This window comes from Longivirga aurantiaca, from assembly GCF_042660085.1.
Classification (GTDB): Bacteria; Actinomycetota; Actinomycetes; order S36-B12; family CAIYMF01; genus Longivirga; species Longivirga aurantiaca.
Map to the genome: position 1 here is coordinate 21,176 of NZ_JBHSTI010000051.1, position 13,913 is coordinate 35,088.

The 13,913-nt window shown below is 70.7% G+C and carries 14 protein-coding genes; 11 read left to right on the forward strand and 3 right to left on the reverse strand.

Annotation, left to right across the window (positions count from 1 at the left end; all coding sequences use genetic code 11):
* Nucleotide 1 precedes the first annotated feature (1 nt).
* From ACFQGU_RS17130 to ACFQGU_RS17150, 5 genes are all read left to right on the forward strand, one after another.
* A complete protein-coding gene (locus ACFQGU_RS17130) occupies nt 2-1,411 on the forward strand; it encodes an MFS transporter (RefSeq protein ID WP_386768910.1) in 1,410 nt (469 codons plus the stop codon).
* Between the two features lie 94 nt (nt 1,412-1,505).
* Entirely contained in the window at nt 1,506-1,820 is a 315-nt protein-coding gene (locus ACFQGU_RS17135; protein ID WP_386768911.1) for a DUF2249 domain-containing protein, read from the forward strand.
* A gap of 7 nt (nt 1,821-1,827) precedes the next feature.
* Entirely contained in the window at nt 1,828-3,009 is a 1,182-nt protein-coding gene (locus tag ACFQGU_RS17140) for a molybdopterin molybdotransferase MoeA (protein WP_386768912.1), read from the forward strand.
* Between the two features lie 48 nt (nt 3,010-3,057).
* The gene (locus ACFQGU_RS17145; protein WP_386768913.1) at nt 3,058-5,436 is read left to right on the forward strand and encodes a winged helix-turn-helix domain-containing protein; all 2,379 of its coding nucleotides are present in this window, start codon (nt 3,058-3,060) and stop codon (nt 5,434-5,436) included.
* 66 nt (nt 5,437-5,502) lie between these two features.
* The gene (locus ACFQGU_RS17150) at nt 5,503-6,447 is read left to right on the forward strand and encodes a homocysteine S-methyltransferase family protein (RefSeq protein ID WP_386768914.1); all 945 of its coding nucleotides are present in this window, start codon (nt 5,503-5,505) and stop codon (nt 6,445-6,447) included.
* 7 nt (nt 6,448-6,454) lie between these two features.
* Here ACFQGU_RS17150 and ACFQGU_RS17155 read toward each other — a convergent pair whose 3' ends face one another.
* A complete protein-coding gene (locus ACFQGU_RS17155; protein WP_386768915.1) occupies nt 6,455-6,892 on the reverse strand; it encodes a MarR family winged helix-turn-helix transcriptional regulator in 438 nt (145 codons plus the stop codon).
* 98 nt (nt 6,893-6,990) lie between these two features.
* On the opposite strand from ACFQGU_RS17155, the gene ACFQGU_RS17160 reads away from it, so the two are divergent.
* The 6 genes from ACFQGU_RS17160 to ACFQGU_RS17185 all read left to right on the forward strand — a co-directional run bounded on the left by ACFQGU_RS17160 (nt 6,991) and on the right by ACFQGU_RS17185 (nt 12,310).
* Entirely contained in the window at nt 6,991-7,509 is a 519-nt protein-coding gene (locus tag ACFQGU_RS17160; protein WP_386768916.1) for a VOC family protein, read from the forward strand.
* The gene (locus ACFQGU_RS17165; protein WP_386768917.1) at nt 7,506-8,138 is read left to right on the forward strand and encodes an alpha/beta hydrolase; all 633 of its coding nucleotides are present in this window, start codon (nt 7,506-7,508) and stop codon (nt 8,136-8,138) included. The genes ACFQGU_RS17160 and ACFQGU_RS17165 overlap by 4 nt, the downstream gene beginning before the upstream one ends.
* Before the next feature lie 44 nt (nt 8,139-8,182).
* Nucleotides 8,183-8,452: a CBU_0592 family membrane protein gene (locus ACFQGU_RS17170; RefSeq protein WP_386768918.1), complete on the forward strand. Its 270-nt coding sequence runs from the start codon at nt 8,183-8,185 to the stop codon at nt 8,450-8,452.
* A 493-nt stretch (nt 8,453-8,945) separates the two neighbouring features.
* A complete protein-coding gene (locus ACFQGU_RS17175; protein ID WP_386768919.1) occupies nt 8,946-10,193 on the forward strand; it encodes an ABC transporter substrate-binding protein in 1,248 nt (415 codons plus the stop codon).
* A 177-nt stretch (nt 10,194-10,370) separates the two neighbouring features.
* The gene (locus tag ACFQGU_RS17180) at nt 10,371-11,309 is read left to right on the forward strand and encodes a carbohydrate ABC transporter permease (RefSeq protein WP_386768920.1); all 939 of its coding nucleotides are present in this window, start codon (nt 10,371-10,373) and stop codon (nt 11,307-11,309) included.
* Entirely contained in the window at nt 11,306-12,310 is a 1,005-nt protein-coding gene (locus ACFQGU_RS17185; protein ID WP_386768921.1) for a carbohydrate ABC transporter permease, read from the forward strand. The genes ACFQGU_RS17180 and ACFQGU_RS17185 overlap by 4 nt, the downstream gene beginning before the upstream one ends.
* A 172-nt stretch (nt 12,311-12,482) precedes the next feature.
* Here ACFQGU_RS17185 and ACFQGU_RS17190 read toward each other — a convergent pair whose 3' ends face one another.
* Together ACFQGU_RS17190 and ACFQGU_RS17195 are read right to left on the reverse strand one after the other, a co-directional pair.
* Nucleotides 12,483-13,052: a nitroreductase family deazaflavin-dependent oxidoreductase gene (locus ACFQGU_RS17190; RefSeq protein ID WP_386768922.1), complete on the reverse strand. Its 570-nt coding sequence runs from the start codon at nt 13,050-13,052 to the stop codon at nt 12,483-12,485.
* 117 nt (nt 13,053-13,169) lie between these two features.
* A complete protein-coding gene (locus ACFQGU_RS17195; protein WP_386768923.1) occupies nt 13,170-13,586 on the reverse strand; it encodes a hypothetical protein in 417 nt (138 codons plus the stop codon).
* Between the last annotated feature and the right edge of the window lie 327 nt (nt 13,587-13,913).

Here is a 13,913-nt window from a genome sequence, read left to right on the forward strand (position 1 = left end):
CATGAGCAGCGCGACCGACGAACGCCGCACCGGCGGCGAGTGGCTGGCGGACTGGGACCCGGAGGACGCCCAGCACTGGGACAAGGCCCTGGCGTGGCGGACCCTCTCGATCACGACGGTCGGGCTCATGCTCGCCTTCTGCACCTGGTTCCTCGCGAGCGCGCTGGCGCCGGTGCTCGGCAACCTCGGCTTCACGATCACCAAGGACCAGCTCTACTGGCTCACCGCCATGCCGGGTCTCGCCGGCGGCACGCTGCGCCTCATCTGGATGTGGCTGCCGCCGATCATGGGCACGCGCAAGCTCGTGTCGCTCACCACGCTCCTGCTCGTGATCCCGCTCATCGGCTGGGCCGTCGCCGTGCAGAACCCCAGCACGAGCTACAGCACGTTCATGATCCTGGCGTTCCTGTCCGGCATCGGCGGCGGCGCGTTCTCCGGCTTCATGCCGAGCACGTCGTACTTCTTCCCGCGGCGGCTGCAGGGCACGGCGCTCGGGCTCCAGGCGGGGCTCGGCAACTTCGGCGTCTCGGTCGTGCAGTTCGTGACGCCGTGGATCGTCGGCTTCAGCCTGCTCGGAGTGCTCGGTGCCGCGCAGACGTTCCACAACCCGGCGACCAACGTCAACAAGGACGTCTGGTACCAGAACGCGGCGTACATCTACGTGCCGTTCGTCGTGATCGTCGCGATCCTCGCCTGGACGATGCTCAAGAGCGTGCCGGTGCGCGCCAACTTCCGCCAGCAGCTGGACATCTTCAAGAACGTCGACACCTGGTGGATGACCGCCCTCTACGTGATGACGTTCGGCACCTTCGCCGGCCTCTCGGCGCAGTTCGGCCTGCTCATCAAGAACCTGTACGGCGCAGGCAATCCCGACATCGTCGCGACCGCGGCCGACGGCTCGACCACGGTGCTGGTCGCCGGGTACGCCGTACCTCTCGCCCTGACGTATGCGTTCATCGGCCCCCTCGTCGGTGCCGGTGCCCGCGTGCTGTTCAGCCCGCTCACCGACCGGTGGGGCGGCGCGCGCTGGACGCTCGTCTCGGGCATCGGCATCGCGGCCTCGATCGTCTACACGATGCAGTATGTGCAGCCCGATGTGGCTGCGGGTGCTGAGGCGTTGACGGCCCAGTTCCACAGCTTCCTGTTCGGCTTCATCGCGATCTTCTTCTTCACGGGAATCGGCAACGCCTCGACGTTCAAGCAGATGCCGATGATCTTCGAACGCCGTCAGGCTGGAGGCGTCATCGGATGGACATCGGCCATCGCGGCATACGGGCCCTTCCTGTTCGGTGTGGGCCTCGCGACGCTGTCGGTGTCGGGCTTCCTCACCGTGCTGCTCGTCTTCGTCCTCGCCTGCGTCGCGCTGACGTGGGTGCGTTACGCGCGCCCCGGCGCGCCGAAGCCCTCCTGACCGGGTGGGGGGAGCGGCAACCCCCTCACGGACCGCTCCCCCCACCCTTCGATCCCGACGACCCACGTGAGACCCCGACGACCGGAGGATGACGATGACCGAGGACCTGCCCGATCCGACGACCTCGCCGACGGCCTCGAGCGGCTGCGGCTGCGGCACCTGCGGGTGCGGCGCGGCGAGCGAAGCGCCTGTGCTCGACGTGCGGACGATCCCGCGCGAGGTGCGGCATGCGGCAGTGATCGGTGCCGTCGGAGCCGTCCCCGTCGACGGCTCGATCGTCCTGCTGGCTCCGCACGACCCGCTGCCGTTGCTGCGCGAGCTCGACACCCTCTGGCCTGGGGTGCTGACGGTCGCATACGACGAGTCCGGACCGGAGACATGGGCGGTCCGCCTGCTTCGGACACGCTGACACGACGATGACCACCCTCGACACCCGTTCGACGACCCTCGTAGGTGCGGACTGGGCATCGGCGCGCACGGTCGCCCACGGCTGCCTTCCGCCCTTGGCCGCCGAGCACGTCTCGGTCGGACACGCCCACCGGCGCGTGCTCGCCTCGGATCTCGTCGCTGCGACGGCGCTTCCGGCGTTCACGTCATCCGCCATGGACGGCTGGGCGGTGAGCGGTCCAGGTCCGTGGACGGTGACCGGAACCCTCCTCGCTGGAGGTTCCGCAGGGCCGCTGGCACCGGGAGAGGCGGTGGTGATCGCCACGGGCGCCCAGGCCCCGGGAGGTGCCACCGCAGTGCTGAGGTCCGAGGACGGCGTGGTGGTCGACGGCCGGCTCGAGGGACACGTGCGCGACGGCGACCACCTTCGGCTGGCCGGTGAGGAGGCTCATCGGGGCGAGCTGATGGCACCCGCCGGCGTCGTCCTCACCGCCGGTCATCTCGGGCTCGCAGCGGCTGCCGGCTACGACGTGGTCCCGGTGGTACGCCGGCCGACGGTGGCCGTGCTGGTGCTCGGCGACGAGCTGCTCGACCACGGGGTGTCTGCGCGCGGCCGCGTGCGCGACTCTCTCGGGCCGCAGCTGCCGGCCTGGCTCGACCTGCTCGGCTGTTCCATACGGTCGGTGGCGCGCGTGCCGGATTCGCTGGCCGCCCTCGTCGAGGCGCTGATCTCGGTGGGCGACGTCGACCTGGTGGTGACCACCGGCGGCACCGCCGCCGGCCCGGTCGACCTCCTGCACCGGGCGATCGAGGCCCTTGCCGGGAGGCTGGTGGTCGACTCCGTCGCGGTGCGGCCGGGTCACCCCATGCTGCTCGCACGCCTCGCGCACCGCGTCGCGCTGCTCGGCCTCCCGGGCAACCCGCAGGCAGCGGTCGCCGCGCTGCTGACGCTCGGCGCGCCCCTCGTCGACGCGCTGCTCGGCCGCCCGCTCGCGGTGCTCGACCAGGTCCGGTCACGTGAGGCGCTGGCTGCGCCCGGCCGGGCGACGCGGCTCGTGCTCGCGCGGCGTGGCGATGCCGGCGCGATCGCCGTCGCGCACCAGGGGTCGGCCATGCTCCGCGGCCTCGCGGAGGCGGACGGCTACCTGGTCGTCCCAACCGGTGGGTGTGCTGCCGACGACAGGCTTGCCTGGCTGCCCCTCCCACGATGAGGCCCGGATCGGGCGCACGGTGGAGGGGCGTGCCGGATACTCCGCAGGGTGCTGAGGTTCCGCGACTGCGCCGTCGATGTCGCCGGCCGCGTGCTGCTGCGCGGCGGCGTGCCTCAGCACCTCGAGCCCCAGGCCTTCGACGTCCTCGCACTGCTCGTCGATCAGCGACACCGGGTTGTGCCCAAGGAGGAGATCCTCGACGCCGTGTGGGGCGGGCGCTTCATCAGCGACTCCGCGCTCTCCACGCGCATCAAGGAGATCCGGCGGGCGACGGGGGACGACGGCGACGCGCAGGCGGTGGTCAGGACCGTGCGCGGCCGCGGCTACCAGTTCGTCGCCGAGGTCGGCTCGCGCGTCGCTTCCCCGGCCGCGCCGACGCTGGTCGGTCGCGACCGGGACGTCGAGGAGCTCCTCGATCGCCTGGCGCCTGGCTCGCTCGTGACCCTGGTCGGCACCGGCGGGGTGGGCAAGTCCACCCTGGCGCGCGAGGTGGTTCGCCGTGCGGCCGAGCGGCGGGGCGTTGCGTGGTACATCGTCGATCTGACGGTGCTCGACGATTCAGCTCAACTGCTCCCGGCCGTCGCCCGAGGCGCCGGTCTCGTCGACGACGGACCAGACCTGCTCGCCAAGACCCTCGCCGGTCGCGACGTGATCGTGCTGCTCGACGACGCTGATCTGCTCGTGGCCGATGTGGCCGCGCTGTGCGATGCCGTGGCGGCTGCGGCCGGCGTGGCCACGATCGTGGTCACCTGCCGCGAGCGTCTCGGCGTCCGCGCCGAGCGGATCTGGCCCGTGCTGCCGTTGTCGCCCGACGCCGCTCGAGCACTTCTCGTCGCCCGTGCGCGGGACGCCGCTCCTCTGGCGATGCTCGACGAGCTGCCGGACAGCACCCTCGACGCTCTCGCCGACTCGGTCGATCGCCTCCCGCTGGCGCTCGAGATGCTCGCGTCGATGAGCGCCCTCCTCGACGTGCCCGAGCTGCAGGTGGTGGTCGCTTCGAGTGCTTCCGCCGTGACCACGGGGCGGCGGGATGCGCCCGAGCGCCACCGCTCGCTGGCCCGACTCGTCGAGGGGTCGCTCGACCGGCTCGCCTCCCGCGACGCCGACGCGCTCGTGACGTTGTCGGCGTTCGCGGGCGCGTTCGCCACGTCCGATGCGGTGCGGCTGCTCGCGACGGACGACGCCCTCGAGGTGCTCCGATCTCTGGCCGACCGATCGCTTCTCTCGCCGGTGGAGGGTCGAGGAGGCCGGCGCTATCAGGTGCTGCGCACGGTGCGACGCGCCGTCGACGGGCGGACCTCGAGCGCCAGGCGCGCGGCTGCCGCAGGGCGGCACGCCGTGCTGGTCACGACGCTGCTGGAGGCCGCCGACGCAGACCTCCGTTGCGAACGCGAGGCCCAGGGGGCAGTCGTCTTCGACCGGCTGGCGGACGAGGCGCGCGCCGCGCACACCTGGGCCCGCGACGTCGACGTCGACCTCGCGGTCCGGCTTACCGCGGCCCTCCACCTGTATGCCTACTCGCGCATGTGGGCTGAGCCGTCGACGTGGGCGGACGCACTCGAGCACCGCACCGACCATCCGGCAGTCGTCGTCGCGCTTGCGAGCCAGGCCGCTCAGGAGAGCCGACTGGCAGAGGCGCGCACCCGCGCGCTCGACGCGCTGGAACGCGGCGACGAGCGGGTGCGGGCGGCGGCCCTCGAGGTGCTGTCGGACGTCGGCATCTATGAGCACCGGCTCGACGAGGCGGCCACCTGGGCGAGTCGGCTGGTCGAGTCGGCCGCGGCGTCGGGAGCGGTGCGCGATCGCGCGATCGGCCTTTCCAACCGTGCCCTCGCGGCGACGTACGCGGGGGACGCCGCAGGCGCCGCTGCCGCCACTGCCGCGATCCTCGAGACCCCGGAGGACGGCATGGCACCGACCGAGCGGGCCTGGCTCGCCTTCGCGCGTGGAGACGCGTATGCCGCGCTCGGCGGCGGGGATGCGATCCCCTGCTATGGCTCGGCCATCGCGATCTCGGACAGCGTCGGGAGCACCTTCGTCGGCGGGGTGTCCCGCTGCTCCCTCGCGGCAGCGGTGGCCGAGACCGATGGTCCGATGGTGGCTGCGGCGTACTTCCGCGACGTGCTCGACACATACCGGGAACGCGGCAACATCACCCACCTGACGACGGCCCTCCGGCTCGTCGTGCCCGTCCTCGCCGGCATCGGGGCGGACGAGACGACGTGCTGCGTCGCGGGCTGGACGCTGGGACCATCTGCGCGTCCGGGGCTCGCCGGCGACATCGCGCGGACCCGCGCGACCCTCGACGTGGTGCGCGGACGGCAGCCGGAGCCCGACGTCGAGCGGTGGACGACCCGAGGCTCGACGCTGACCGCCGGCGAGGTGGCTCACGCGGCGTCGGTCGCGCTCGCGGCCGCCGCAAGCTGACGTGTCCCCACCTGATCCCCACGCAGCCCTCAAGCGGCGCGGCGGTGCGCGCTGTTGCCTGGGGGCATGACGAACAAGCGCACGGATGGCCTCGCCGTTGACGACCTGATGCTCACCGACGGCGGACTCGAGACGGTCCTGGTGTTCCACGAGGGCATCGACCTCCCCGCGTTCGCCGCCTTCCCGCTCCTGGACTCCGCCGAGGGCCGCGACGCCCTTCTGCGCTACCACCGCGAGTTCCTGACGATCGCGGCCGACGCTGGTGCGGGCTATGTGCACGAGACCCCGACCTGGCGCGCGAACCCGGCATGGGGGGCCGAGGTCGGCTACTCGGCGGACGGTCTGCGCCGGATCGCGTTCGACTCGGTCGCGTTCGGCACGTCGCTGCGCGATGAGTGGTCGGGCACCGGCGGCTTCCTCGTCAGCGGCTGCATCGGTCCGCGCGGCGACGGCTACGTGCCGGGTACGACGATGACGCCCGACCAGGCCGCGGCCTACCACCGCACGCAGGTCGGCGATCTCGCCGATGCCGGGGTCGACCTCGTCACGTCGTTCACCCTCCCGTACGCCGACGAGGGCACGGGGCTCGTCGCGGCGGCGGCGGAGGCCGGCGTGCCCGTGGTCGTGGGCTTCACGCTTGAGACGGACGGTCGGCTGCCGTCGGGGGAATCGCTGGGGGAGGCGATCGAAGCGGTGGACGCCGCGACGGGCGGATACGCGTCGTGGTTCATGGTCAACTGCGCGCACCCCGAGCACGTGCTCCCCGCCCTCGACGGGAGCGCTGCGTGGGCCTCCCGGATCGGCGCACTGCGTGCGAACGCGTCACGCATGACCCACGCCGAGCTCGACGAGGCCGAGGTGCTCGACGACGGCGACCCGGACGACCTGGCGCGCGGTTACGTCGACCTCGCCCGGCTGCTGCCCGGACTGCGGGTGGTGGGCGGATGCTGCGGCACGGACGCCCGCCACGTGGCCGCCATCGGTGCGGCGATGACGCGCGCGGCCGGCTGAGACTGGTCTAGGGCTGGCGGAGCCGGTCGAGGAGCTTGTCGAGCCGGGCGAGGTCTGTGCCGCTGAAGCCGTCGAAGATCTCGTGCAGCTCGGCAGCATGGATGGCGGCGGCCCGCTCGACGACGTCGTGACCCTGCGGGGTGACGACGGCCCAGATCACGCGCCGGTCGTGAGGAGCGGGCACCCGCTCGAGGTAGCCGGCCTCCACGATGCGGTCGACGAGCCGCGTGACCCCGCCCGTGGTGAGCGCGAGCTGGGCCGAGAGCTCGCTCATCATGAGCCGCTCCTCGGGGGAGCGCGCGACCCGCAGCAGCACCTCGAACCACGTGAGCGGTAGGTCGGCCTCGGCCTCGAGCGTGCGGGCGAGCCGGCGCTCCATGCCGCTGAACGCCTCGAGGAGGCGTCCGAACGTGGTGATGAGCGGATCGTCGATGGCGCGCGGCACGTCCGGTACCTTACTCATCAACGTCTGACACGTCAGGGAATTCCACGGCGGGTCCGGCTGTTGCCGTGTCGTCCGTCCCCGCTTCTCCGAGGTGCCCCATGGTCGTCTCCGCCGTCAGGCTCAACCACGCCGTGCTCCACGTGTCCGACCTCGAGCGCTCGCTCGACTTCTACCAGCGCGTGTTCGGGATGGAGGTCGTCGCGCGGGAGCCCCGCGCCAACGCCGCTTTCCTGAAGCTGCCGCGCAGCGGCAACCACCACGACCTCGGCCTCTTCGGCATCGGCGGCTCGTACGGGCCGAAGCGCCCGGGCATCGGGCTCTACCACCTCGCCTGGCAGGTCGACACCATCGACGAGCTCCAGGACGCGCAGGTGGTGCTCGCCGAGGCGGGCGCCCTCGTGGGCGAGTCGAGCCACGGTGCGACCAAGAGCCTCTACGCGCAGGACCCGGACGGCAACGAGTTCGAGGTCATGTGGATGCTGCCGCGCTCGGAGTGGGGTGCGTACGAGAACTCGGCACCCATCGAGCGGCTCGACCTGCGCGGCGACGTCGAGCGGTGGACCGGCGTCTCGACGTCCGATGAGCTCCGACCTCGGCTCGCCCAGGGCGACGCGTGACCGGCTTCGCCGAGCCCGTCGTCGCGACTGCCGGGAGCCTCGACCCCGACGCTCCGCTCGTGGTGCTGCTGCACGGCCGCGGCTCGCACGAGGGCGACATCATCGGCCTCGCGCGCTACCTGCCCGAGGGCCTGGCGTACGCCGCGGTGCGCGCGCCGATCGGCGAGGGCGGCGGATACGCCTGGTTCGCCAACCGCGGCATCGGGCGCCCGGTCGCGGAGTCGCTGCGCGCCACGATGGACTGGTTCCGCATGTGGCTCGACGCGGCCGCCGGCGAGCGCCCTGTGGTTCTTGTCGGCTTCAGCGGCGGCGCCGCGTTCGCCGGCGGCCTCGTGCTGGACGACCCGTCGCGGTACGCCGGGGCAGCCGTGCTGTTCGGCACCGTCCCCTTCGACGCCGGCGTGCCCGTGACCGATGGCCGGCTCGACGGCGTGCCGGTGCTCGTCGTCCAGGGCGACGACGACACCGTGATCCCGCGCGACCTGCTCGACCGGACCTGGGCCTACGTCACCGGCGAGTCCCGGGCCGCGGCCACCACGCACCGCTCGCCGGGCGGCCACGGCATCGACCAGGGCGCCCTCGGCACCCTGCGCACCTGGCTCACCGCCACCGTGCCCCGGCACGAGTAGCTCGAGCTGCTCGAGGACCGAGAGGCGAGCGGTAGCGTTCCCGCGTGACTGTGACGGACGTCCTCGGCTGGGTCGGAGCGCTCGGCGTGCTCGCGGCGTACGGCCTGCTGACCGTCGGACGCTGGGAGTCCGCGTCGATGCGCTACCAGGGCGCCAACACGGTGTTCGCGGCGCTGCTGCTCGTGTGGGCGATCTCGATCGCGGCCTGGCAGTCGGCGCTCCTCAACGGGGTCTGGGCCGCGGTCGGCCTGGTCGGCGTCCTGCGGATCCTGCGGCGTCGCTCCGACGCCCCGGAACCGCACGTGGGCGACTGATCGCACGTCCGGCGCCTGCTCCGATCGGGCGTCCAAGGTTGCGCCTGGGTCACGACCCGGCGCTTCAGCGCGCATCGGCGCTCCGGCGGTGGCACCGTCGGACGCGCACACAACCCGTCAGACCGTCCGACTGGGGAGCCGGCCGCAGGTGCGGCAGGGGGCTTCCCGCGGCGGTCCGATCGCGGTATCGTGGGAGCGCTCCATCGCCGAGCCACCGATACCAATTTGTAATCGGTTGCAGACCGGAAACTTCACTGAAACCCCTTGCTTACGCGCGTGACTCGCAGCAAGATGCGAAACGCTTACAAGCCCGGGGATCAGCCACCCGGACCTCTCAAATCGGCTCGAGGGAGACAGAATGTCCGTTCCCGTCCGTCGCCGGACTGCCGCCGTTGTCGGTGGCGTCGCGGCTGCCCTGCTTCTTGCTGCCTGTGGCAGCAGTGGTGGTGGCGACTCAACTACCTCGGCTGCGCCGAGCTCCAGCACCCCCGTCGTGGCGGGCTGCGAGGACTACGCCTCGTACGGCTCGCACCCCGGCACCAAGGTGACCGTCTTCACCTCGATCCTGCCGCCCGAGCAGCAGAAGTTCGAGGCGTCGTGGGCCCAGTTCGAGAAGTGCACCGGGATCGACGTCGTGTACGAGGGGTCCGACCAGTTCGAGGCCCAGCTGCCGACGCGTATCCAGGGTGGTAACGCTCCCGACATCGCGTTCATCCCGCAGCCGGGTCTGCTCCAGAAGCTCGTGCAGCAGGGCGGCCCCAAGCCGGCTCCGCAGTCGGTCACCGACAACGTGGGCAAGTTCTGGACCGAGGCCTGGAAGAACTACGGCACCGTCGACGGCACGTTCTACGCCGCTCCTCTCAGCGCGAACATGAAGTCGTTCGTCTGGTACTCGCCGGCGGTCTTCGCGGAGAAGGGCTACACCGTCCCCACGACGTGGGACGACCTCTTCGCCCTCTCCGACAAGATGGCCGCTGACGGCATCAAGCCGTGGTGCGGTGGCATCGAGTCCGGTGGCGCCACCGGTTGGCTCGCTACCGACTGGATCGAGCAGCTCGTGCTCCGCCAGCAGGGTGGCGACGTCTACGACAAGTGGATCTCGCACGAGATCAAGTTCGACTCGCCCGAGATCAAGGAGGCGTTCACGACCCTCGAGGGCTGGATGCGCAACTCCAAGTACGCGAACGCCGGCTTCGGTGACACGAAGACCATCGCCACCACCGCGTTCCAGGACGGCGGCAAGCCGATCCTCGAGGGCAAGTGCGGCATGTACCAGCAGGCGTCGTTCTACGCGAACTTCTGGGTCAACTTCGACAAGACGGCGGAGATCGGCGAGGACAAGGACGTGTTCGCGTTCTACCTCCCGGCGATCAGCGCCGACGTCACCACCCCGATCGTCGGCGGTGGCGAGTTCGTGACGGCCTTCGCAGACCGTCCCGAGGTCCAGTCGTTCCAGACCTACCTGGCGAGCGACACGTTCCACACGCTGAAGGTCAAGGAGGGCACCTGGGTGTCCGCGAACAACGGCGTGCCGCTGGACGCGTACTCCGACCCGATCTCGGCCCTGTCGGCGAAGTACCTCACCGACTCGACCGCGACCTTCCGGTTCGACGCTTCGGACCTCATGCCGGCTGCTGTCGGTGCGGGTTCGTTCTGGACCGGCATGACGGCCTTCTTCGGAGAGAACAAGTCCGTGGACGACACCGTCAAGGCGATCGACGCTGCGTGGCCTGCTAGCTGATCCGGTCACTGCCATCACGTCACGACCAGTCGTGACGAAGTAGTTCCGGCCGGGGCTCGGAAGGGGTAGACACTCCTTCCGGGCCCCGGTTCACATCCGGGCTCGGAACCGATCGTTGGTTCACGACGCATCGAGAGGGTGGTCGAGGGGATGGGAAACGCATCCAAACTGGCCTTGATGGCCAGCGTGGTGCTGGTGTTCTTCGGGGTCCTGCTGCTCGTGTTCTTCCTGGCGGCGCGCACCAGGGGCAAGGTGCAGACTCCGCTCGCACGACTGATCTTCCTGGGGCCGGCAGCGCTGCTGCTCCTCATCGGCCTGGTGATCCCGGCCGTTCAGACGACGTACCAGAGCTTCCTCGGCCCCGACGGCAAGAAGGTCGTCGGGCTGGCGAACTACCAGTGGATCTTCGGCACCGAGGCCAACTGGGTCTTCCTGCGCAACACCGCGATCTGGATCGTCATCACACCGATCTTCTCGACTCTCGTCGGCCTGATCCTCGCGTTGCTCATGGACCGCATGCGCCGCGAGTCGCTGCCCAAGTCGCTCATCTTCATGCCCATGGCCATCTCGTTCGTCGGCGCCTCGATCATCTGGGGTCTCGTCTACGAGTACCGCGACCCTGCGGAGCCCCAGGTGGGCCTGCTCTCGGCCGTGGTGTCCGCCTTCGGAATCACACCTGAGAACTGGCTGCTGCTCCAGCCGTGGAACACCTTCTTCCTCATCATCATCATGGTGTGGATCCAGGTCGGCTTCGCGATGGTCGTGCTCTCGGCCGCCATCAAGGCCATCCCCATGGATGTCACCGAGGCCGCCATGCTCGACGGTGCCGTGGGCTGGAAGCTCTTCTCCAAGGTCACCGTCCCGATGATCCGCGGCACGCTCGTCGTCGTCCTCACCACGATCGCCATCGGCGTCCTCAAGGTCTTCGACATCGTGCGCACGATGACGAACGGAAACTTCGGCACCCAGGTGCTGTCGAACGAGATGTACGCCCAGGCGTTCGTCCAGTTCGACAAGGGCCGTGGTAGTGCGCTCGCCGTCGTGCTGTTCGTCGCCGTCATCCCCCTGATCGTCTACAACATCGTGCAGCTGAGGAAGGAGCAGTCGATCCGATGAGCGTCGAGACTCCTGGAATCGCGGCCGCGGCCGAGAAGGCGCTGACCGCGGCACCCGACCACGGCGGCATGTCCAGCGCGCTGCGGCGCAACCTGTCGAGCCCCTGGGCCACCGGCTTCGTCATCCTCCTGACGGTGCTGTGGACCATCCCCACGCTCGGCCTGCTCGTCACCTCGCTGCGCCCGGCCGACCAGGCCAACAGCAGCGGCTGGTGGACGGTGCTCAGCAACCCCGTCTTCACCCTGGACAACTACCAGGAGGTGCTGACCGGTGGCGACACGATTCCGGGCGGCATCCTCCCGTACTTCATCAACTCGTTCGTCATCTCGATCCCGGCGGCGATCATCCCGCTGACGCTCGCCCTCATGGCGGCGTACGCCCTGGCGTGGGTGCCGTTCAAGTTCAGCAACGCGATGTTCCTGGCGATCTTCGCGCTGCAGGTCGTCCCGCTGCAGATGGCGCTCCTGCCCCTGCTGCAGCTGTTCAACCTGGGCTGGTTCGGCTTTCCGCCGTTGCGAGATCTCGTGCAGGCCATCCCGCTCCTGGGATCCTGGATCTGGCCGACGGGCGGCACGAGCTTCATGCCCCTGTGGATCGCGCACTCGATGTTCGCGCTCCCGCTGGCGATCTTCCTGCTCCACAACTTCATCGCCCAGCTGCCGCGTGACCTCTTCGAGGCCGCGCGCGTGGACGGCGCCAGCCACTTCCTGATCTTCCGGAGGATCGTGCTGCCGCTGTCGGTTCCGGCGATCGCGTCGTTCGCGATCTTCCAGTTCCTCTGGGTGTGGAACGACCTGCTGGTCGGTCTCACATTCGCCGGCGGCACGGTCGACGTCGCACCGATCACGGTGTACCTGTCGAACATCAAGGGCACCTACGGGTCGAGCCTGCACCTCATCACGGCTGGCGCGTTCATCGCGATCATCGTGCCGCTCATCGTGTTCTTCTCGCTGCAGCGGTTCTTCGTCCGCGGTCTGCTCGCCGGATCGGTCAAGGGCTGACAGGCCCGAGCACAGACGCCGCTGCCCCGAAGGTCCTGGAGGACTTCGGGGCAGCGGTCTGTCCGGGCCCGTGCAGGTCGGTGCGCGGAGGTTCTGCGCGCCCGGATCCACGGGTGGTCAGCAGCCGGACACGAAGCGTCATGAGCGGCCGCGGCAGCCGCGCACCGCTCGGTCAGACGACCGGACGCAGGCGGAACATCCGCGGGGTGAGCTCGCCGCGGCGCTCGAGGTAGCCGGCGTACCCCGGGTAGACCGCCTCGAAGCGCGGGAAGATCTCGGCCCAGGTCTGCTCGTCGCAGAGCTCGGCACGGCACTCGAGGCGCTCGGGCCCGATCGCGATCGCGCAGTCCGGGTGGGCGAGCAGGTTGGCCGTCCACGCGGGGTGCTTGGCCTGGCCGAAGTTCGTGCCGAGCAGCATGACGTCGTCGCCGTCGCGCACGTAGAGCAGCGGCGACTCGCGCGGCTGGCCGCTCTTGGCCCCCGTGGTGTGCAGGGTGAGGAACGGGAAGCCGTACAGCGCGGCGAGGAACCGGCCTTCGCGGATCTTCATGAGGGCGGGGTCGACCTTCGGCCCGATGCGCCGGTAGACCGCCGCGAACGCCGCGGTGCGGCTCGCCTGCCTCGTGACGGTCGTGAGCGGGTTGGCGCGCACCCTGGCCTCGTGGTCGGCGATGCGCCGCAGCCGGGCGCGCACGGCGCGCTCCGCGTCGGTGTCGGCGGTGGGGTCGAGGGCGTCGGGCATGGGCGCACGCTAGCCCGACCTGCGCCGTACGTCGAAGGCTCGCCACCCAGGGCGGCGCGCCCTGACACGGCGCAGTGGCCGCGTCAGCGGGGGTCGTGACGTCGAGCCCGGCGGATGTCAGGAGGGCAGGGTGAGCGCAAGCCGGTGCAGGGCCTCGTGCAGGGCGGCGGCGAAGCGGTCGACGTGGCCTCCGAGGTGTTCGAGGTCGTCCGGGCCCAGCACCACGCGCAGGGCGCCGTCGACCTCGGCGAGCACGGCCGGGGAGTCGTCCCAGCCCGTGACGAGGGCGGCCGTCGCGGCGTCGCGCTCGTCGAGGTGCACGAGCTCGAACGGCACCCCCAGACCGGCTGCCATGCGATCCCAGGAGGCCTTGCGGCGGATCGGCGAGTGGGTGATGTCGCACAGCGAGCAGTGCGCACGGCCGAGGAGCTTGCCGACGACGTAGTGGATCTCCCCCGAGAGGCTCCCCTCGGCCCGGTAGACGCCCACGAGGCGCGTCACGCGCGGGGCCGGGGTGATGGGAGCGGGGTCCATGCCAGGACCGTAGGCGGCGTTCCTGGGGCCCGCACCCCGGCCGTCCGGTGCCGTGCCGGGCCCCGCACCGTCGTGCCTGCCGACGGCCCGCCGTGCGCGCGCTGCGGTGCTCAGGTGAGCGGTGTCGCGGCGACACGCCGAAGCCCCCGACGTGTCGCTCGCGCCTGCGCGGCATCGGCGTTGGCAGACTGGAACATGGTGCGGGGCCCCTCGATGTATGAGATCGAGGGGCCCCGCGTTCGCACGTCCGGTCGGCCTGCGGTCGGGTTGCCCCGACCGCGAGGTCGACCTTCTGTGCAGCCGTGCGTCCGTCGGACCTCGTCGCGT

Excerpts from the sequence above, each read along its gene's own strand:
- ACFQGU_RS17135 (WP_386768911.1), top strand. The coding sequence starts at position 1,506 with ATGACCGAGGACCTGCCCGATCCGACGACCTCGCCGACGGCCTCGAGC.
- ACFQGU_RS17150 (WP_386768914.1), top strand. The coding sequence starts at position 5,503 with ATGACGAACAAGCGCACGGATGGCCTCGCCGTTGACGACCTGATGCTC.
- ACFQGU_RS17130 (WP_386768910.1), top strand. The coding sequence starts at position 2 with ATGAGCAGCGCGACCGACGAACGCCGCACCGGCGGCGAGTGGCTGGCG.
- ACFQGU_RS17190 (WP_386768922.1), bottom strand. The coding sequence starts at position 13,052 with ATGCCCGACGCCCTCGACCCCACCGCCGACACCGACGCGGAGCGCGCC.
- ACFQGU_RS17185 (WP_386768921.1), top strand. The coding sequence starts at position 11,306 with ATGAGCGTCGAGACTCCTGGAATCGCGGCCGCGGCCGAGAAGGCGCTG.
- ACFQGU_RS17140 (WP_386768912.1), top strand. The coding sequence starts at position 1,828 with ATGACCACCCTCGACACCCGTTCGACGACCCTCGTAGGTGCGGACTGG.
- ACFQGU_RS17160 (WP_386768916.1), top strand. The coding sequence starts at position 6,991 with ATGGTCGTCTCCGCCGTCAGGCTCAACCACGCCGTGCTCCACGTGTCC.
- ACFQGU_RS17180 (WP_386768920.1), top strand. The coding sequence starts at position 10,371 with ATGGCCAGCGTGGTGCTGGTGTTCTTCGGGGTCCTGCTGCTCGTGTTC.
- ACFQGU_RS17195 (WP_386768923.1), bottom strand. The coding sequence starts at position 13,586 with ATGGACCCCGCTCCCATCACCCCGGCCCCGCGCGTGACGCGCCTCGTG.